Here is an 18,716-nt window from a genome sequence, read left to right as displayed (position 1 = left end):
TTTGATTCCAGCGTATCTGGTTGTTTGTACAGATTGCTGCATGAAATACAAGAATTGTTCCGTAATACCCCTGGTTGGATGAGAAATGCTGCCTTTCATGCAACAATCTTGACATAGGGCCGGAGTAAAGAGGGCAATGTTGTAATATAGGCAGGATTTTACGAAAATAAGCTGCGCCCCTGCCCCGTCCCTACCTCTCTCCGCTACAAACAGCGGGTTAATACGAGAACGGCCTGCAGCAGCTATAGCCATAGCCATAGCCAGCCCCACACACACTGCTTGGCTGCGCCCCTGCCATTGGTGGCACACACACTGCTTGGCTGCGCCCTCTACCATTGGTGGCATACACACTGCTTGGCAGCGCCCCCTGCCATTGGTGGCATACACACTGCTTGGCAGCGCCCACTGCCTTTGGTGGCACACACACCGCTTGGCTACGCACATTGCCTTTGGTGCCATACACAGCACTTAAGCTCAGGCGGCTTCCGCCCGCTGTATACGCTCGTCTCTGTTCTCCAGCGCCCGGCTCCAGGCCGTGAGCAGGACGGCGCCGAAGACCATAACGGCCCCTACCCAGGCGGTATGGATCAGCCCCATGTGATCCGTAACCAGCCCGCCGAGGTACGCGCCGATGGCAATGCCTGCATTGAAGGCGGCAATGTTGACGGCAGAGGCGACATCCCGGGCGCCGGGGGCGAACCGGTCAGCCAGCATCACTACATAGACCTGGAGCCCGGGAACGTTCATGAAGGCGAGCAGCCCCATGAAGAAGATGGTGATCAGGGCGGCGGTTTGGAATGGAGCCGTGAAGGTGAGGATCAGCAGCACAGCGGCCTGCAGGGCGAACATATAGAATAAGGCGTTCATCGGCTTGCGGTTCGCTGCTCTGCCGCCGATGACATTGCCGATGGCGATAGCGATGCCATAGACGAGCAGGATCACGGCGACCGTCTTCTCCTGGAAGCCGCTGATCTCATGGAGCAGCGGTGAGAGGTAGGTGAAGACGACGAACGTTCCGCCGTAGCCCAGGGCCGTGATGGCAAAAGCCAGTAACAGCCGGCCGTTCGTCACCAGCTTGACCTGCTCGCGTAACGGCGTGCGGGCCCCTTTGCGGAGCCCGGAGGGCACCAGCATCAGGTTGGCGGCCAGCGCGAGGATGCCAATCCCTACAATCGCGAGGAAGGCGGCCCGCCAGCCCAGCTGCTGGCCGAGGAACGTGCCGAGCGGAACTCCGGTGACCGTGGCGACGGTAAGGCCGGTGAACATCATGGAGATGGCGCTGGCCCTGCGGTTCTCCGGCACCAGATCGGCGGCGATGGTGGAGGCGATCGACATGAACAGGCCGTGGGAGAGAGCGGATATCACCCGGGCGGCCAGCAGAGTGCAGATTCCGCCGGCAGCGGCGGCAAGACTGTTCCCGGCGATGAATACGAGCATCAGCAGGAGCAGCAGTGTTTTGCGGGAGACCCTTGTGGTCAGTGAGGTTAGCACAGGAGCCCCGAAGGTTACGCCCAGTGCATACAGGGTTACAGTTAATCCGGCGGTGGTCACGGATATATTCAGGTCATCAGCAATGAGCGGAAGCAGGCCTACGCTGATAAACTCGGTTGTTCCTATCGCAAAGGCGCTGATCGCCAGAGCCAGCAGCGCGAGGGTACTTTTTCTGTGATCCAGAGACATGTTCTTCACTCCCTACTATGGTAATCACCGGCCGGTAAATGCTATTATGGATTAAAGCTACCGATTAGAACAGTACGTACTTAAAAGTACTATAGGTACTAAAAAGTACCTGTAGATTATTGGACAGGATACTCTGAGGAATACACAGGGGGAAGATGAATGGCTAAAAAATATAATATTTCGGTTGAAGCAACGCTTGAAGTGATCGGCGGGAAATGGAAGTGTGTCATCCTCTGCCATCTGCGGCACGGCAAGCTGCGGACGAGCGACCTTAAGCGCCATATGCCTAACATTACGCAGAAAATGCTGACCCAGCAGCTCCGGGAGCTGGAGCAGGATGGTATCGTCAACCGGATCAGCTACAATCAGGTTCCGCCCAAGGTGGAATATGAGCTAAGCGAATACGGACAGACCCTGGGAACTATTCTGGATTCCCTCTGCGCGTGGGGGGAGCTGCATATCATTAAGGAATACGGTGATAAATTCGCTGTGCTGGAGGATAATGTGCTGAATAACAAGCAGGGGGAATTGCTGCCGGGCGCGGCGGAATAAGGAATGGAAACAAGAAGAAACGGCTATGCCGTCCTCACAGAGGATGGCATAGCCGTTTCTTCGGAAAGATAGGATAGAAGTGCATGGACGATGCGGGGGTTCAATCCGGCTCTCCTTCTGCGACCTGAATGGTGAAGATAAAGGTTGCTCCGCCCTCAACATCTGGCTTGGCGTAGATCGTTCCGCCCATGAGATCGACCAGCATTTTGCAGATGGACAGCCCGAGCCCGGTTCCGCCGAACTTGCGGTTGATGGTGGCTCCGATCTGGGTGAACGGCTGGAACAGATATTTCATTTTGTCCGCTGGGATGCCGATTCCGGTATCTTCAATAATGAATTCCAGCTCCAGCAGCTTATCCATAGCCTGCCGGAGATGGACATGCACTTTGACGCCGCCGGATTGGGTGAATTTAATGGCATTGCCGATCAGGTTGTTCAAGACCTGACGCAGACGGTTGGGATCGCCGATGAGCAGGGCAGGAACGTCAGCATCAATGGAGGTCTCCAGGGTCAGGCTGCGTTCTCTGGCCAGCGCCCGGAACAGATCGACCGTTTCTTTGAGGCAGGAGTGGAGATTGAAGAGCTCGTAATCCAGCTCCATTTTTCCCGATTCAATCTTGGTGAAGTCCAGGATATGTGTAATCACCGAGACCAGCGCATGGCCGCTCGTATGAATGATCTCGGCCATCTCCTGGTCGTCTGCGGATAGATCGGAGGAGCGCAGTACATCGGACATGGCAATAATCCCGTTCAGCGGTGTACGGATCTCATGGCTCATCATGGCGAGGAAGCCGCTTTTGATCCGCAGAGCCACTTCGGCTGTTTCCTTCAGTTCGGTAAGGATGCTGTTGGCCGTCTCCAGCTCCTCGGTTTTGAGCTGCAGCTCTTTGAGGGTCTGATAGAGGCGGACGAAGCCGTCAATCTTGCTTTTTAACACGGTCGGATGGTAAGGCTTGGTCAAGTAATCTATCGCCCCGGCAGAGTAGGCCATCATATAGTTCTCCAGCTCGGAAGTCAGGGAGGTCAGGAATATGATGGGAATATCCCGTGATTTTTGACGCATTTTAATTCGTTTCGCCGTTTCGAACCCGTTCATATCAGGCATAAGCACATCCATAATAATCAAGGCGAATTCCTGCTCCAGCAGACATTTCAGCGCCTCCATCCCGGATAGCGCATTGACCAGCCGGTAGGGGGAATCGGCCAGCAATGCCTGGATGGACAGGAATTCCTCTGCCCGGTCATCTACTACTAGAATATTAATCGGATACTCCATGACGCCTCCTATTGAATCAACCATAATTTCAGCACGCTCACCAGCTGTGTTGTATTGATCGGTTTGGAAATATAATCGTTTGCTCCGGCCTGCAGGCACTTGACCCGGTCTTCCTCCAGGGCGCGGGCAGTCAGAGCGATAATGACCAGCTGATCATACTCCGGTCTGAGCCGGATGTGCTTCATGGTCTCGTAACCATCCATCTCCGGCATCATGATATCCATGAATACGAGCTCGACCCCGGGGTTGTCCTCCAGATGCTTCAGTGCTTCGTTACCGTTCTGGGCAAAGCTGATCTCCATATTATACCCTTCCAGGACACTGGATAATGCAAAGATATTACGCATATCATCATCCACAAGCAGAATGCTTTTTCCGGCAAAAGCGGCCTCCGGATTATGCAGATTCTCGATCAGGCGCTGCTTGTCCAGCGGCAGGTCCGCGTGCTTGCGGTGCAGATACAAGGCCGTATCATCATAGAGCCTTTCCATGGACCGCACGTTCTTGATGACAATGCTCTCGGCATAATGCTTGAGGCGCTGCTCGTCCGTCTTGCTGAGATCCTTGCCTGTGTAGATGATAACCGGCAGGGTCTGCAGCTTGCGGTTGGTTTTGACCTGCTCCAGCAGGTCGAAGCCGGATATATCCGACAGGCCCAGGTCCAGCACCATACAGTCAAAATGATGGCTGGCCAGATGCTCCATGGCTTCTCTCCCTGTGCCGACGGCAATGATGTTCACATCGGGATGGGCGATGAATTCCACAAGGCTGCTGCGCAGAACCTTATTGTCTTCGACAATCAGCAGACTCTTCACCGGACGGCGGATATAGGTCTCGATCTGCAGGAAGGCTGCCTCAAGCTCGGCATAATCATTCGGCTTCTTCCAGAAGGATAAGGCGCCCATCGCCAGGCTCTGCTGATTCTCCTCGGCTGTCGAGATGACATGCACGGGGATGTGGCGCAGCTCCGGCCTGCTCTTCAGCCGGCTGATAATGGACCAGCCGTCCAATACGGGGAGATGCAGATCCAGCAGGATCGCATCCGGCTTGTAGGCATGGGCCAGCGCCAGCCCCTGATCGCCCTGGAAGGCGACGATGGCTTTGAAGCCCCGGCTGCGCGCGAGCTGCAGCAGCATGGCGGCGAATTCAGCATCCTCTTCAATAATCAGCAGCAGCGTATCGCCGCTTGTCAGGTTGCTGCGGTCATCTTCCATCTCGGCATATTGCAGCAGCTTCGGATTGGAGATGGAGATATCGGGAACGAAGGATTCCCGGAAGGCCGGATTCTCCCGGGGAGCCGCTTCGGCCCCCGGGTGATCCGCAGTAGCTGCGGCCGCAAAGGCAGAGGCAGCCAGCGCGTGGGCATCCTCTCCCGGCTCCACAGCGGGAATCAGCAGGGAGAAGGTGCTGCCCTTGCCCTCTATGGAATCAACCTCAATTCTTCCGCCCAGCAGCGTTGCCAGCTCCCGGCAGATCGTGAGGCCCAGACCGGTTCCGCCATATCTGCGGCTGGTGGTGCCGTCGGCCTGCTGGAAGGCCTCGAAGATACTCTCCAGCTTGGAAGCGGCAATACCGATGCCAGTATCGCTGACGGAGAAGATCACCTCTTCGCCGCTGGTGCGGATAGAGAGGGTAACGGAGCCTTGCTCCGGGGTGAACTTCAGGGCATTGGACAACAGGTTATTCATAACCTGCTGGAGCCTATGGCCGTCTGTCATCAGATGATCGGGCAGGCGGCTGTCCGTATGGACATCGAACCGGAGGTTCTTTTTCTTGGCCTGCTGTTCGAAGTGGCGGTAAATATTGCTGCTGAGATCCAGCAGGGAGACCGGCTCGATAACAGGGGTCATTTTGCCGACCTCCAGCTTCGCCAGGTCAAGAATCTCGTCGATCAGCTGAAGAAGATCCTTGCCTGCCGAGAAAATCGTATGCACGTATTCCAGCTGCTTGGCCTGAAGGTTCCCTTCCTTGTTCTCGGCGAGAATCTGCGAGAGGATAAGCAGGCTGTTCAGCGGCGTACGCAGCTCATGGGAGACATTGGCCAGAAATTCCGATTTGTATTGTGCGGCCATGAAGATCTCCTGCGCCTGCACCTCGATCTCTTCCTTCTGCTTACCGGTTAGCTCAACCTGGAGCAGCAGCTGATCATTGGAGGCTGCCAGCTCTTCCTTCTGGGTGTGCAGCTCCTCGGCCTGGGCAAGCAGCTCATCAGCTTGTGCCTGTAGCTCCTCTGTCTGAGACTGTAGTTCTTCCGTCTGGGCCTGGAGTTCCTCCTTCTGGTTCAGCAGCTCATTTGTTTGGGCCTGCAGCTCCTCCGCCTGCTCAGCAATCTCGGATTTCTGGAGTTCTGAAATCTGCAGCTGCTTCTGCATATCACGGTTAGCTGCGGATAATTCGTCGGCCTGCGCCTTAATCTCTGCGGCCTGCCGGTGGGTAACCTCCATCTGCTGCGTAAGCTCCAGATTCGAGGCTGCCAGTTCTTCTGTCTGTATTCTAAGCTCATCGGCCTGGGCTTCAATCTCGGCCTTTTGTTCCTCTGTCAGCTCCATTTGTTCCTGGAGCTGCTCGTTGAAGCTCAGCAGGCTTTCGGCCTGCACCTCCAGCTCAACCTTCTGATCATGCAATTGATCGGTCTGCTTACGCAGCTCATCGGTCTGGGCGAGCAGCTCTTCCGTCTGTGCTTCCAGCTCCTCGGTCTGAGCCTGCAGCTCCTCAGTCTGTGTCTCCAGCTCTTCCTTCTGCAGCTGGGTCTCGTTCAGCAGCTCTTCGATCTTGGCGACACCGGCCAGCGTATTGATCAGGACCCCCATATTCTGGCCGGTCCGCTCAATCAGCTGATGTTCCTTGTACCCGAAGTGGTGCAACGCTGCCAGCTCCATTACGGCAACCACTTCCTGCTCATGCAGGATGGGAACTACGATCAGCGAGGCAGGGGAGGCTTCTCCGAGTGCGGAGTGCACTTTGATATAATCCTCCGGAAGATCCTGCAGCATAATAATCTGCTGGTCCAGCCCGCATTGTCCGACCAGTCCGCTGCCGAGCGGGATCGGCTCCCGGTGTCCTGCGGACTCATCTATGGCATAGCCGGCTGCGAAGTTAAGCTGGTCTCCCTGCTTCAGGTAGACCGCTCCATAGCTCCCGCCGACAGCGGCAGCCAGCTTCCCGATGAAGACACGGGAAGCCGTCTGGAGCTGCACGGAGCCCTGAAGCTGCATCGCCATCTCTGACACCTGCGTGTTGATCCAGGCCTGCTCCTCCGCCTTCAGCCGCAGCTCGCGTTCTTCGGCGGTTCTGTAGTGAAGATCAGACGCGAGCTTATAGAAAGAGCCGGCGAGCTGCCCGAATTCATCCTTGCGCACAGTAGATGCGGCTGCCGGGCTAAGGGTCCCTTCCGCAATATCCCTGGAGATGTTCATAATCCGGTTCAGTCCGTGGTTGATGTTCCGCTGAATACTGAAGATCAGGCCAATCCCGATCAGAATGCCGCAAGCACCGAGACCTGCGGCGAGGAGGCGGGAGCCCCCCTCCATATTGAGGATAGATATAGTAATCATACTGCCAAGCAGCAGTATAGAAACGGATGTTGCTAACCAAACTTGTTGTTTTATTCTCATTGTTCGCCGCCTTTGTTCAGTTAGTAATACTAAATCTATATAATTATACTTTTAATAGAGGCTGGGCGATAGAGCGGGCAGCAAGAAAACCCCGGAAAACTTCAGCTTTCAAGGCTTTTCGGGGGTTATGCCGGCTTCAGCAGCCGCGAGGATGAACGATTGTTAACTTTTTATGAAAAACTATGAAACCACCGCAAATATACTTAAAATTTTGCTTGTAAGCATTCTGCGGAGCGTGTAAGATATAGACTTATCATAACTCATATAATCTTGGGAATATGGCCCATAAGTTTCTACCGGATAACCACTGTAATTATCCGACTATGAGTGAAATAGCGCATCTAGGGTTCCGTTTCTTGTGCCATGGCACGGGAAGGACTGGTCCAAGCGATGCGGACACGTATATGTGTTACACCACTAAGGGACAAAAACCCAGAAGGACAGATTCACTTGAGAGAAACACTCAGGGGAATCTGTCCTTTTTTTATTGTACATCTGTCTTTTATTCAAAGGAGGAAGAATTGCTGTAATGAAAGTATTAGAGGAGCGCATCAGGCAAGAAGGCTTAATTCTGTCAGGCACTGTACTGAAAGTAGACTCGTTTCTGAATCATCAGGTGGACACGGAGCTTGCACTGCAAATCGGGCAGGAATTCGCAGCCATCTTCGGGGATCAGCCGGTCACCAAGGTGCTGACTGTGGAGGCCAGCGGCATCCAGTTCGCGATGGCGGCAGGGATTGCGCTGGGCGTACCGTTCATCTATGCCAAGAAAAACAAGGCGGTTACCCTGTCCGAGGCGGTGTATTCGGCACCGGTTCATTCGTTCACCCGCCAGGAGGACTACCGGATCAGCATCTCCCGGAAGTATCTGGGACCTGAAGACAAAGTACTGATTATCGACGATTTCCTGGCTACCGGCGCTGCGCTTGTAGGGTTATGCGAGATCATTGCGGAATCTGGGGCGGAGCTGCTTGGGGTCGGCTGTGTGATCGAGAAAAGCTTCCAGGAGGGACGCGGTCTGCTGGAGCAGCGCGGAGTTCCTGTACATGCGCTGGCCCGGATTGCTTCGATGTCGCCGGGTGAGATTCATTTCATAGATCAGGAAGAATTAATCAAGGAGAGTGCAGGATGTTAAGCAAACAGAAGATATTCGCCCTCGGGCTTCAGCATGTGCTGGCTATGTATGCCGGAGCTGTCATTGTACCGCTGGTGGTCGGAGGAGCGCTCAATTTGAACGGTACGCAGATGGCGTATCTGATTGCAGCGGATCTGTTCACCTGCGGACTGGCTACCCTGCTGCAGATTATGCGCAGCAAATATTTCGGTAGCGGACTTCCGGTGGTCCTCGGCTGTACCTTCACTGCCGTCAGCCCGATTATCGCCATTGCTTCAGGCTCCAATCTGGCGACGGCGTACGGCGCCATCATTATCTCGGGTCTGTTCGTTGTACTGGCAGCCCCGGTGTACGGGAAGCTGCTGAAGTTCTTCCCTACGGTAGTTACCGGATCGGTAGTCACCATTATCGGGCTGTCGCTGATCCCGGTAGCGATGAATAACGTGGCCGGGGGCCAGGGCAGCACCGACTTCGGCCAGCCCCGCAATCTGCTGCTGGCGCTGATCACCCTGCTCGTCATTCTGGCCGTGAACCGGCTGACTACAGGGTTCCTGCGTTCCGTATCCGTGCTGGTCGGTCTGGTGGTTGGAACGGGTATCGGCTACGCCATGGGCATCGTGCATTTCTCTACCGTGACTACGGCCTCCTGGGTCAGTGTTGCCCAGCCGTTCTACTTCGGCTGGCCGCAGTTCAGCATTACGGCGATATTCACGATGATTATCGTGAATATTGTGTCCATGGTGGAATCAACGGGCGTTTATTTTGCTGTAGGCAAGGCAACGGACCAGCAGGTGGAGCAGAAGCAGATCGTCAACGGCCTGCGTTCCGAAGGACTGGCCATCATGCTTGGCGGCTTCTTCAACGCCTTCCCGTACACCGCATTCTCCCAGAATGTCGGGTTGCTGTCGCTGACCCGGGTGAAGACGCGGAATGTGATTTTTGCAGCTGGCGGAATTATGATCGTGCTGGGCCTGCTGCCGAAGCTCGCCGCACTGACCACTGTCGTGCCGAATGCGGTGCTTGGCGGGGCGATGATTGTCATGTTCGGATCGGTAGCCGCTTCCGGCATGTCGATTCTGTCCGATGTTGATCTCCGCAAGGACGGTAATCTGTTGATTGCAGCCTGCAGTATTGCTGTGGGCCTCGGCTCTGCAGTGCTTCCGTCCATGTTCGACCAGCTGCCGGAGTTCGCCAGAATGCTGCTGCAGAACGGCATAGTATCCGGTTCCCTGACGGCCATTATTCTCAATATCTTCTTGTCGAGAACCCAGGACAACGCACCGGTGGCCGCCGCAGCCCCGGAGGTTAAGTAAAATCTTCCATCACGGCGAATCTAACAAGATTCGCGGCCGATTCCGAAATATATGGGAATCGGCTTTTTTTGTGTGCTCAGATAAACAACCCCTGTTGTATAATTTAAAATACTTCTATTACTACAACCAGAAGGGAATGGCAGAGAATATGAGAAAGTATTGGCTGAGTATTCTCGGCAGTCTGGTGCTGGTATTGATCATTCCGCTGCTCTCCGTCCTCCAGACCCTGCAGATCAAAGGGGACAGGCCGCAGGCAGTACAGGGTGTCATCGACTTGCGCTCCTGGAACCCCAGCCAGGACGGTATCATGAAGCTGGATGGAGAATGGGAGCTGTACCGCGATGTACTCCTGTCGCCCGGAGACTTCCATCCGGTGAACGGCGGGAAGAAGGCGCCCTCCGTCTCTGCGATGATTAAGGTTCCGGCGAAATGGAACGCTGATCTTGCTGAAGACGGGGTCCGCCGGGCCAAGGGGCACGCTACCTACCGCCTCCAGGCCAGAATTGCCGGGGGGGAAGCCGTGGTATATGGCCTGCGCACCAGCAACATCCGCAGTGCGAGCAGGATTTTTTTGAACGGGCAGGAGATTGGAAGCAGTGGTACCCCGTCAGCCGCTCCCTCTGAGGGCAGGCAGAATAATATGCCTTATATGGGCTTCGCATCGGTGACCGGGAATTCCATGGAGATTATTGTGCAGGTGGCTAACTACAGCTACTCTTCAGGAGGAATTGTTCAGCCGATTGTCATCGGTAATCAGACCTCAATTCTGAAGCACCGGGAATTTGCCCTGTTCGTGGATGGGGCTGCGGTGATCGGATTCTTCGTTCTGTCCCTGTTCCTGCTGATGTTCTCCAAAGTAAGGGAAAGCCGGGGGGTTACCTTATATCTCGGTTTATTCTGCCTGGCGGCACTGGTCTACATTCTAACCCATGGCGAGAAGCTCATCCTGGCCGTGATGCCGGGATTTCCTTACGAGATTATCCTGAAGCTGCAGCTGGCTTCCTCCACGCTGGTCTATTATTTTCTGCTGCGTTATGTAGCCAATTCCGTGAACTATCCGATGTCTATTGCAGTCATTAAGACCTCCAAGCTGTTTACGGTCCTGCTGCTGCTGATTGCTGTATTTGTCCCGGCTTATCAGTTCAGCTATCTGGAAGGCATGCTGTTGACCTGGGGCTCGGTGAGCATAGGCTTCGTCCTCTACTCCATGGTTCAGGGAACCCGGCGCAATCACAAAAATATGTTCCTGATGATGGTGAGCATTGAGAGCCTGAGCGTGGTTATTATTTATTACCTGATCAGCTTCATGGGCATGAACTTCAGCTATTTCATCATCTCCTACGAAATTCTCCTGTTCGGGTTCGTTCAGGCCATTATTATGACCCGCCAATATGCGGCCTCCTTCCTGGAGGTGGAACAGCTCTCACGCCGTCTGCTGTCGCTTGACGGTCTGAAGGACGACTTCATCTCCGATACTTCCCAGGAACTCCGCAAGCCGCTTCAGGGGATTGTGAACATGGCCAAGGTCCTGGCGCAGGGCACCGCTGGTTCCATAAGCAGTGCACAGAGTGAGCAGCTCCTTACGATTGTCTCCACCGGCAAGCGGCTCACAGCCTTAATCCATGATATGTCGGACTTCGCGAAGCTCAACCACGGCTCGCTGTTTCTGCGCCGCCAGGCAGTTGATCTCCTTACAACAGCTTCCTCGATCATGGAGGTCACCCGCCAGGTGTACGGGAATAGCCACCTGGAATTCCGCCTGATTCTGCCGGAGCGGCTTCCGCTGCTGGAGACGGATGAGCAGCGCCTGGCCCAGATTCTGCATAATTTATTGGCAAATGCAGTGAATTATACGCCCAGAGGCGTGATAACATTGTCTGCTGAGGTTAAAGAAGAGTATGTTGCCATCCTTATAACGGATACAGGTCAAGGCATAGCGCCTGAGCGGCTGCGCTCGATATTCGATGCTTATGATCCAAGCGGTCCCGCCGCGAACAAGGTGTACCGGGAGAACGGGCTTGGTCTCAGTATTACCCAGAGGCTGGTAGAACTGACAGGCGGAGAGATTGAGGCGCATTCAGAGCCGGGGCACGGCTCGATCTTCCGCTTCACTCAGCCTATCCTGCAGAGGAGCCGGGCGCTGCTGGAGGAGGAACTCAAGGAGTTCCACGGATGGGAGGCTGCTGCTGCGTATCAGCCTCCCGGAGAAGACCCGGTCTTGCCGCCGTCTGCGGACTGCTGCTCCATTCTGGTAGTGGATAATGACCCTGTTAACCTCCGCGTGCTGACAGGTATGCTGCAACTGGAGAACCATTCGGTGATTACCGCCAGCAGCGGAGCCGAGGCTATGCATATCATTCAGCAGAACCCTGAGCTAGATCTTGTTATTGCCGACTGGGTGATCCCGGAGGTACCCGGACTTCTGTTAGTCAAGGCCATCCGTGAACGGTTCACCTTGTCTGAGCTGCCTATTCTGGTGCTCATGGCTAGCAGCCGTCCGGACGATATCCTGGCAGCGTTCGAGGCCGGCGCGAATGATTATCTAAGCAAGCCGGTGGAGCTGCGCGAATTCAAGGCGCGGATGCAGACCCTGCTGGATATGCGCAAGTCTATCCGTGCCTCTGTTCAGGCGGAGATCGCTTACCTGCAGGCGCAGATCAAGCCGCATTTCTTATATAATGCCCTGAATGCCATTATTTCGGTATGTCCGGTAGAACCGGACAAGGCCACGGAGCTGCTGCTCGACCTCAGCCAATACCTGCGGAGCAGCTTCGACTTCCAGAACCGGGGGCAGACCGTGTCTATTGTGAAGGAGCTGGAGCTGGTCAAATCCTACCTTGCTCTGGAGCAGGCACGGTTCGATGAGCGGCTGAATATCGAGTTCGATGTCCCGGACGATGTGATGGCTATGGTTCCGCCGCTGAGCATTCAGCCGATTGTAGAGAACGCCGTGAATCATGGCCTGATGCAGAAGGAGGCCGGAGGGACGGTGCAGCTGACGGTCGAGCTGCTGCCCGGCTCCCTCAGGGTAGCTGTTCTGGATGACGGTGTTGGAATGTCCCCGCAGAAGATTGTGGAGATCCTGTCCGATGAACGGACAGAGGGAGGCATCGGGCTGCGGAATATTCAGCACCGGCTGCTCAAAATGTACGGAACAGGCCTGAGCATTGACAGCGTACCGGGCCGGGGAACCGCTATATCTTATACCATTCCAAGATAAGCGATAGACCTGTGAACGATGAATAGGAGGTGAGTCCTTCCATGAAGGCGATACTGATTGACGATGAGAAGCCGGCGCTTCAGCACCTGGAGCGTCTGCTTCTGAAGGACGGGCGTCTGGAGATTACCGGGAAATATACGTCAGCCCGGCGGGGGCTGGAGCATCTGGAGCGGGATAAGACGGATATTGTATTCCTGGATATCGGCATGCCGGAGATGAACGGGCTGGAGGCTGGAGAATATATTGCGGGTCTGGACCGGAGCACCCGGATTGTCTATATTACCGCATACAGCGAGTATGCCATCGAGGCTTTTGAATTGAATGCCGCAGATTATCTGCTGAAGCCGGTAACCTCCCAGCGGTTAAGCAAAACCCTGGAGCGGCTGCAGAAGTCCGAAGTGCGGACAGAGTCCCTCCCCAAATCTGCGGTACCCGTCAAGGAGCTGTCCATTCTTTGCTTCAAACGGCTTGAATTCACGGACAGCATGGAGCCGGGCCGCAAGATGCAGTGGAGAACAAGCAAAGCCCAGGAAGTGTTTGCCCTGCTGCTGCATAACCGCGGACAGTGGATCATGAAGGATACGATTGTGGATCTTGTCTGGCCGGATTTCAAGCCGGAGAAGGCTGTGACGAATCTGCATACGACCGTGTACCATATCCGCAAGCTGCTGAAGGCATGGGATATGGAGGTGCTGGTGGAGTTCTCGCAGGAGCGGTACAGGCTGACCAAGGAGAAGGTGCTGCTGGATGTGGAGGAGTTCGAGCGGGGGTATTCCGGTACGCCTGTGGAGTCGGATGAGGAATGGCTGCGCCGGGAGAATGTGTTGAAGCTGTACCGTGGAGATTACCTGGAAGAACATCACTATGACTGGGCAGAGATCCGGCGCAAGGAGCTGCAGGTCCGGTATATCCGCATGGCTCTGCATTCCGCTGAGTATGAGCTGTCCTCCGGGCGGCCCCGGCAGGCGCTGGACAGGCTGCTGGACCTGCAGGCGGTCGATCCGTATTCGGATCAGATCTGCCGGCTTGCCCTGCGAAGTTACGCGGATCTGGGGGATTTCATCGGTTTCAGGACACACTACGATAAGTATAAAGAATTGCTGGAGAGAGACCTGGGCATCCGTCCGGATCAGGTTATGGACAGCTGGGTCCAGAAGGTGCTATGAGTCAGCGGCTGTCACTGATTTTCCCATTGCCATTATTATTTGTCAGGCATAGAATTTAGTTGATCCGGTTCAGATAATATAGATAGGGATGAAGGATGAAGGAGTAACGGTACAATCATGCTGTCCTGTGGTATACATATTCAAGGCTGCGGGAGTTGAAACGAAAGTGTCACAAGCAGCGTATCAGAAGTCAGAAGCATAATGAGTATTCAAGAGGAGATGGGATTAAGCATGGATAATGGGTTGAAGGTCATCCTGTTTGAGAAGCTGCCGGAAGGCGACCTGCAAATGATTGAGGAGCGCGTCTGGAGCATGAATATGGTTACGGCTCTGGAGCATGTCAATTATATTGTCGTAGGCGGCCGCGAGTTCGAGGCGGTAGAGGGAAGGCTGAATGTGGATGAAGGGAAGCTGGAGCTTCTGCTGGTTCCCATGCGTACAGAAGGTTAGAGATGAATACCAGGAAGGGAGGAGCCAAGTTGGCAAAAGACGAAAATGCAAAAGAACCCGCAGTAAGCAGGCTGTTCACTCCGGATGGCAAACCGATCCGCGTATTGTCGACCTCGCTCGGCATTGCTCTGCTGGCTAACGCGTTATTCATACCCGGAGGCGCCGGCGCCAGCGGGAGTACAAGCGGCAGCGGTGAGGAGCCTAAGCTGGTCTCCTGGTCTACCGAGGAAGTGAAGAACTATTTCGACAAGAATGTGGACTGGAGTATCCCGTATCCCGAGGAACAGCAAGAGACTGTCCAGGAAGGGCAGGGGGCGGTGACCTCGGGCGGCACAACGGTCATCAACAATTACGGCGGCTACAGCTCGGGCTTCGGCTGGGATGATGTGCTGCTGTACCACATGCTGTTCAACAGCGGTTCGTTCTATTCTTCACGGGGCTGGTATAATGACCGGCCTACTTATTATGGCGGCACACGAAATACTTATAAACCGCCGACCTACAACAGCGGCAAATTCCAGAATAAGCCGGTCGCCGGCTCTGTAGTGAAGCCGAAGACTTCAACTTCGTCCACCGGCTCCGTAACGAGAAGGAATACTTCTTCCAAATCGGGCGGCATCGGCGGAACCTCCAGCGGACTGGGCTCCAGCAAATCCGGCTCCAGCAAAAGCTCCGGCAAAAGCTCTGTAAGCCGCTCCGGCAAAAGCGGTTTCGGCGGATGACCGGGAACGGGAGCGTATTTCAATATATAGACCAATCCGGTCTGGAGCGGGCCCCGCGCGTGCAGCAGCTGCATGAGCTGGGCTTCACCTGGGCCGACCTGGAGGAAGAGGAGTACTGGCTGGATGCGGTAGCTGTAATGCGCGGCGAGACTTATCAGGAATTGAAGGAAGCCTCGGCGGCTCTCTGGTCGATTCTGGATAAGGCAGTGCGTTATGTCCATCTCAGGCATGACTTGTACGATCTGCTGGGAATTCCCCCGGTGCTGTGGCAGATGCTTGATGACTGTCCGCTGCCGGAGCCGGGGCTGATCAGCCGGTATGCCCGGTTTGACTTCGCGGTGTCCGGTGACGGAACCATTAAGCTGCTGGAGCTGAATGCGGATACACCGACCGGATATGTGGAGGCCTCCATCGCTACACCGTGGATCTGCGCGGATGCCGGGATCGGGAGCCCGAATGCTGCGATGAAGCAGCACCTTGCTGCAGCCTGGGCCGTGGAGCGGCCGGATACGGCAGCCTGTGTGGCCTATGGCAGCCATCAGGAGGACAGCGGGACTATAGAGGCATTGGCTGTGCATAGCGGGCTTGATATCCGCTGTGTGGACTGCCTGGACCTGTGGATTGATGAGGGAGTTGTCAAGGACGGGGAGGACCGGATCATTGAGCGGATGTTCGCGCTGTATCCGAAGGAGTGGATGGCTGTGGATGAAGGCGGCGACGCCCTGGCCTATGCCATTGAGAGCGGGAAGCTCCAGCTGTTCAACGGACCGCATAGTATCATCCTCCAGTCCAAGGGTCTGATTGCCGCCGTATGGGGGATGTATGAGCTGGGCCTGTTGTTCACTGAAGAGGAACGCGAGGCCATCGCCAGTTATATCCTGCCGACATACAATAAGGCGGTATTCTCGGAGAGCTTTGTGTCCAAGTCCGTATTCGGCCGGGAAGGCGGGTCCGTGCGGATCTTCGATGACAGCGGTGCGCTTGAAATTAAGGATGAAGAAGGTTATGACAGCAGCGAGCTCTTCCCTGTTGTCTATCAGAAAAGAGCCGAAATGGCCCGGATCATGACAGCGGAGGGAGAGCTTCATCTGCTGACCGGTATGTTCGTGATTAACGGGACGCCCTGCGGGCTGCTCGGCCGGGCCGGCGGGCCGATAACAGGCAATGCCAGTCATTTTATTGCGCTAGGAGTGAGGGGGCTTGAAGATGTTCAAGGGTAGAGAGGGGCATGCCGCAGCGCGGAGATCCCGGCGCGGACTGCTGGCCGTGATGCTGCTTCTGGCAGTTATGCTGCTAAGCGCATGCTCCGGGAACAGCAACAGTGTATTTCACACCGGCACCGATACGACGGATAGCGTATCACGCGTTCCGTGGGATTACCGGGTGGTGGAGGGCAAGGTTGGGGATCTGATCGGCAGCGACATGACGGTATTGCCGGATAATGAGCTGCTTCCCAACGACGGTAATTATGCTACAGGCGATACCATCTGGACGCTCCAGTTCATGGACGCCGAGCTGGTGACGGATGCCGACCAGAAGAATGATATCCGGCTGTCCGCGTGGACTACGCTCAAATCTTATGCCGACCAGAAGGCGGCAACGGAGGATCTGGCGAATCTCAAGGTATCCATTACAACGGATGTGGATCTTGTCGGAGTATACAAAACCCAGTATCAGAACAAAACGAGAAACTTTGCGGTGCTGGAGCTGCCGTCAGGTAACCGGATCAAGCAGCCGATTGACGACAAGCGCTATACAGCGCTGGAGAAACAGAAGACAGCCTCTGTAGTTCTGGAGGAAGTACATGATTTCGCCGACTATGACTCGGCCTATGCGAAATTTCGGGGGTGGGCTAAATGACGATAGCAATTAATCTGGTGGTAAGTATTCTGACCATTGTTCTGCTGCAGGTGCTGGGTATGGTTATATTTGCACTGATGACTCCTTATAAGGACATGGAGGAGCTGAAGAAGGGAAATGTGGCCGTATCGCTCGCCTTTGGCGGCAAGTTCCTGGCTACGGCGATTATTCTTGGTGTGGCGGCCTATACGAATACGTCAATCTGGTTCATGATGCTCTGGTTCGCGGTGGGTTATGTGTGCCTGATTGCCTCCTATTGGATCTTTGAGCTGTTCACCCCCAGCTTCCGCATCTCGGAACAATTGCAGAAGGGGAATGTGGCCGTAGGCGTGATGCTCTGTATGGTATTCATCGGGACAGCCTTTGCGGTAAGCAGTCTGATTATTTAGTAAGGCCGGTTAGACAGACGGACACAGTAGCCGTGCTGTGAAGTTACAGGCGCGGCTGCGTCCTACTGGCTCCATTAACCCGAAGGCAGGGATGAGCGTTGCATTTTCTAATCCGATTATCCGGTAAGCTGCTTCATCTGCGCAAAAAGTCCATAGCACTAATTATTCTGTCATTTATCCTTCTGAGTTCAACCATTGCATTTCTGCTGGAGCCGGACACTTTTCATAGCTGGTTCAACGCCTTTTACTGGGTCATGACCACGATGGCTACTGTAGGCTACGGCGACTACTTCGCCACTACAGTTACCGGCAAGGTGTTTACGGTATTCTTATATATCTTTGGCATCGGTCTGCTCAGCTTGGTTATCGGCAAGATAATTGATGCTATGGGAGAGCTGCAGCGCAGGAGAGGAGCCGGAACGTTGACCTATCACGGACACAATCATATTGTATTAATTAATTGGAATCGTAAGACACAGGCGGCGGTGGACGAAATTCTATGTTACAACGGAGACTGCCAGATTGTGATTATTGATGAGAACGGGCGCCATCCGCTGGAACAGCTGGAGCAGGTCCACTTCGTCTGCGGAGATGCCTCCAGCGACGATATCCTGCTGAAGGCGAACATCGGAAGCGCCAGGGCAGCGATTGTGTTCAGCGACAACCGGATTGATGAGGCTTCGCTGAGCGACGGCAAAACGCTGCTGATTGCTTCCAGCATTGAACGGATTGCCCCGCAGGTACATACAACTGTTGAGATCATGCAGGAGAAGCATATTCAGAACTTCAAGCATGTTCACGTGAACGAGTTCGTGCTCTCCCATGATGCCATCTCCAGACTCGCGGTCAGATCTGCCCTGCAAGAGGGCAATTCCGAGGTGATTACCCAGCTCCTCAGCCGGGAGCATGGCGATGATATCTATGAGATTCCCCGGCGCAGCGGCTGGACCACGTATGGGGAGGCCTTCCAGGATCTGCTTCGCCAAGGGGCAACCCTGCTGTCCGACCGTGGCGATCTGGGCATTAACCGCAAGCTCGACCAGCCGATTCCGGCAGAGGCCAGACTCTATATCGTAGCCGATGAGGAGACTTACCGGAGAATCAAAGAAGGCTAGACAGAACAAAAGTCAATTCCATAGGGCAATATCAAACAGAGCTGGTCCGGTCGTAAAGACTCGGGCCGGCTTTTTTAGGTTGCAGGTTAGAGATTGCGGGTTAGAGATTGTAGGTCCTGAAGGGAAAGTACGCCGAAGGGGGAGTGAGTAATGCCGAAAGGGGAATGAGTGGAGCCGAAAGGGGAATGAGTGGAGCGGGAAGTGTTAGGAGCTAATAGGGGGTTATGAGCTGATAGGAGCTATTA

The 18,716-nt window shown here is 54.9% G+C and carries 14 protein-coding genes and 1 riboswitch; of the genes, 11 read left to right on the top strand and 3 right to left on the bottom strand.

What is annotated here, in order from left to right; genetic code table 11:
- Nucleotides 1-474: 474 nt before the first annotated feature.
- Nucleotides 475-1,680: an MFS transporter gene (locus tag KDC22_RS31745; RefSeq protein WP_211721497.1), complete on the bottom strand. Its 1,206-nt coding sequence runs from the start codon at nucleotides 1,678-1,680 to the stop codon at nucleotides 475-477.
- Nucleotides 1,681-1,839: 159 nt separating this feature from the next.
- Between KDC22_RS31745 and KDC22_RS31740 the strand changes: the two genes are divergently transcribed.
- Complete coding sequence (locus tag KDC22_RS31740; RefSeq protein WP_173133881.1) at nucleotides 1,840-2,232, top strand: winged helix-turn-helix transcriptional regulator; 393 nt, start codon at nucleotides 1,840-1,842, stop codon at nucleotides 2,230-2,232.
- Between the two features lie 100 nt (nucleotides 2,233-2,332).
- Here KDC22_RS31740 and KDC22_RS31735 read toward each other — a convergent pair whose 3' ends face one another.
- Both KDC22_RS31735 and KDC22_RS31730 read right to left on the bottom strand, forming a co-directional pair.
- Complete coding sequence (locus KDC22_RS31735; RefSeq protein ID WP_173133878.1) at nucleotides 2,333-3,508, bottom strand: ATP-binding response regulator; 1,176 nt, start codon at nucleotides 3,506-3,508, stop codon at nucleotides 2,333-2,335.
- An 8-nt stretch (nucleotides 3,509-3,516) separates the two neighbouring features.
- Nucleotides 3,517-7,038: a response regulator gene (locus KDC22_RS31730; protein ID WP_246553152.1), complete on the bottom strand. Its 3,522-nt coding sequence runs from the start codon at nucleotides 7,036-7,038 to the stop codon at nucleotides 3,517-3,519.
- A 324-nt stretch (nucleotides 7,039-7,362) separates the two neighbouring features.
- Nucleotides 7,363-7,466, top strand: a riboswitch (purine riboswitch).
- A 185-nt stretch (nucleotides 7,467-7,651) separates the two neighbouring features.
- On the opposite strand from KDC22_RS31730, the gene KDC22_RS31725 reads away from it, so the two are divergent.
- The 10 genes from KDC22_RS31725 to KDC22_RS31680 all read left to right on the top strand — a co-directional run bounded on the left by KDC22_RS31725 (nucleotide 7,652) and on the right by KDC22_RS31680 (nucleotide 18,471).
- Nucleotides 7,652-8,257, top strand: coding sequence for a xanthine phosphoribosyltransferase (locus tag KDC22_RS31725; RefSeq protein ID WP_173133875.1), 606 nt, complete (start codon nucleotides 7,652-7,654; stop codon nucleotides 8,255-8,257).
- A complete protein-coding gene (locus KDC22_RS31720; RefSeq protein ID WP_211721496.1) occupies nucleotides 8,251-9,549 on the top strand; it encodes a nucleobase:cation symporter-2 family protein in 1,299 nt (432 codons plus the stop codon). Before KDC22_RS31725 ends, KDC22_RS31720 begins: the two co-directional genes overlap by 7 nt.
- 94 nt (nucleotides 9,550-9,643) lie before the next feature.
- Complete coding sequence (locus KDC22_RS31715; protein WP_246553150.1) at nucleotides 9,644-12,769, top strand: ATP-binding protein; 3,126 nt, start codon at nucleotides 9,644-9,646, stop codon at nucleotides 12,767-12,769.
- 41 nt (nucleotides 12,770-12,810) lie between these two features.
- Nucleotides 12,811-13,935, top strand: a complete 1,125-nt coding sequence (locus KDC22_RS31710) for a response regulator (RefSeq protein ID WP_211721495.1) — start codon at nucleotides 12,811-12,813, stop codon at nucleotides 13,933-13,935.
- Between the two features lie 231 nt (nucleotides 13,936-14,166).
- Nucleotides 14,167-14,385, top strand: coding sequence for a hypothetical protein (locus KDC22_RS31705; protein ID WP_036691939.1), 219 nt, complete (start codon nucleotides 14,167-14,169; stop codon nucleotides 14,383-14,385).
- A gap of 29 nt (nucleotides 14,386-14,414) precedes the next feature.
- Complete coding sequence (locus KDC22_RS31700; protein WP_211721494.1) at nucleotides 14,415-15,107, top strand: hypothetical protein; 693 nt, start codon at nucleotides 14,415-14,417, stop codon at nucleotides 15,105-15,107.
- The gene (locus KDC22_RS31695) at nucleotides 15,104-16,327 is read left to right on the top strand and encodes a glutathionylspermidine synthase family protein (protein WP_211721493.1); all 1,224 of its coding nucleotides are present in this window, start codon (nucleotides 15,104-15,106) and stop codon (nucleotides 16,325-16,327) included. Before KDC22_RS31700 ends, KDC22_RS31695 begins: the two co-directional genes overlap by 4 nt.
- On the top strand, nucleotides 16,314-16,967 hold the full coding sequence (locus KDC22_RS31690) for a hypothetical protein (RefSeq protein WP_211721492.1): 654 nt from the start codon (nucleotides 16,314-16,316) through the stop codon (nucleotides 16,965-16,967). Before KDC22_RS31695 ends, KDC22_RS31690 begins: the two co-directional genes overlap by 14 nt.
- The gene (locus KDC22_RS31685; RefSeq protein WP_173133846.1) at nucleotides 16,964-17,356 is read left to right on the top strand and encodes a DUF350 domain-containing protein; all 393 of its coding nucleotides are present in this window, start codon (nucleotides 16,964-16,966) and stop codon (nucleotides 17,354-17,356) included. The genes KDC22_RS31690 and KDC22_RS31685 overlap by 4 nt, the downstream gene beginning before the upstream one ends.
- Before the next feature lie 98 nt (nucleotides 17,357-17,454).
- Entirely contained in the window at nucleotides 17,455-18,471 is a 1,017-nt protein-coding gene (locus KDC22_RS31680; protein WP_211721491.1) for a potassium channel family protein, read from the top strand.
- The last annotated feature ends 245 nt before the right edge of the window (nucleotides 18,472-18,716 follow it).

It is taken from the genome of Paenibacillus tritici, from assembly GCF_018207515.1.
In the GTDB taxonomy this organism is placed as follows: Bacteria; Bacillota; Bacilli; order Paenibacillales; family Paenibacillaceae; genus Paenibacillus_AQ; species Paenibacillus_AQ tritici.
This window is presented reverse-complemented; position numbering and strand designations above follow the sequence as displayed.

Coding starts and splice junctions, on each gene's coding strand:
- KDC22_RS31745 (WP_211721497.1), bottom strand. CDS start 1,680: ATGTCTCTGGATCACAGAAAAAGTACCCTCGCGCTGCTGGCTCTGGCG.
- KDC22_RS31740 (WP_173133881.1), top strand. CDS start 1,840: ATGGCTAAAAAATATAATATTTCGGTTGAAGCAACGCTTGAAGTGATC.
- KDC22_RS31735 (WP_173133878.1), bottom strand. CDS start 3,508: ATGGAGTATCCGATTAATATTCTAGTAGTAGATGACCGGGCAGAGGAA.
- KDC22_RS31730 (WP_246553152.1), bottom strand. CDS start 7,038: ATGGAGGGGGGCTCCCGCCTCCTCGCCGCAGGTCTCGGTGCTTGCGGC.
- KDC22_RS31725 (WP_173133875.1), top strand. CDS start 7,652: ATGAAAGTATTAGAGGAGCGCATCAGGCAAGAAGGCTTAATTCTGTCA.
- KDC22_RS31720 (WP_211721496.1), top strand. CDS start 8,251: ATGTTAAGCAAACAGAAGATATTCGCCCTCGGGCTTCAGCATGTGCTG.
- KDC22_RS31710 (WP_211721495.1), top strand. CDS start 12,811: ATGAAGGCGATACTGATTGACGATGAGAAGCCGGCGCTTCAGCACCTG.
- KDC22_RS31705 (WP_036691939.1), top strand. CDS start 14,167: ATGGATAATGGGTTGAAGGTCATCCTGTTTGAGAAGCTGCCGGAAGGC.
- KDC22_RS31695 (WP_211721493.1), top strand. CDS start 15,104: ATGACCGGGAACGGGAGCGTATTTCAATATATAGACCAATCCGGTCTG.
- KDC22_RS31690 (WP_211721492.1), top strand. CDS start 16,314: ATGTTCAAGGGTAGAGAGGGGCATGCCGCAGCGCGGAGATCCCGGCGC.
- KDC22_RS31685 (WP_173133846.1), top strand. CDS start 16,964: ATGACGATAGCAATTAATCTGGTGGTAAGTATTCTGACCATTGTTCTG.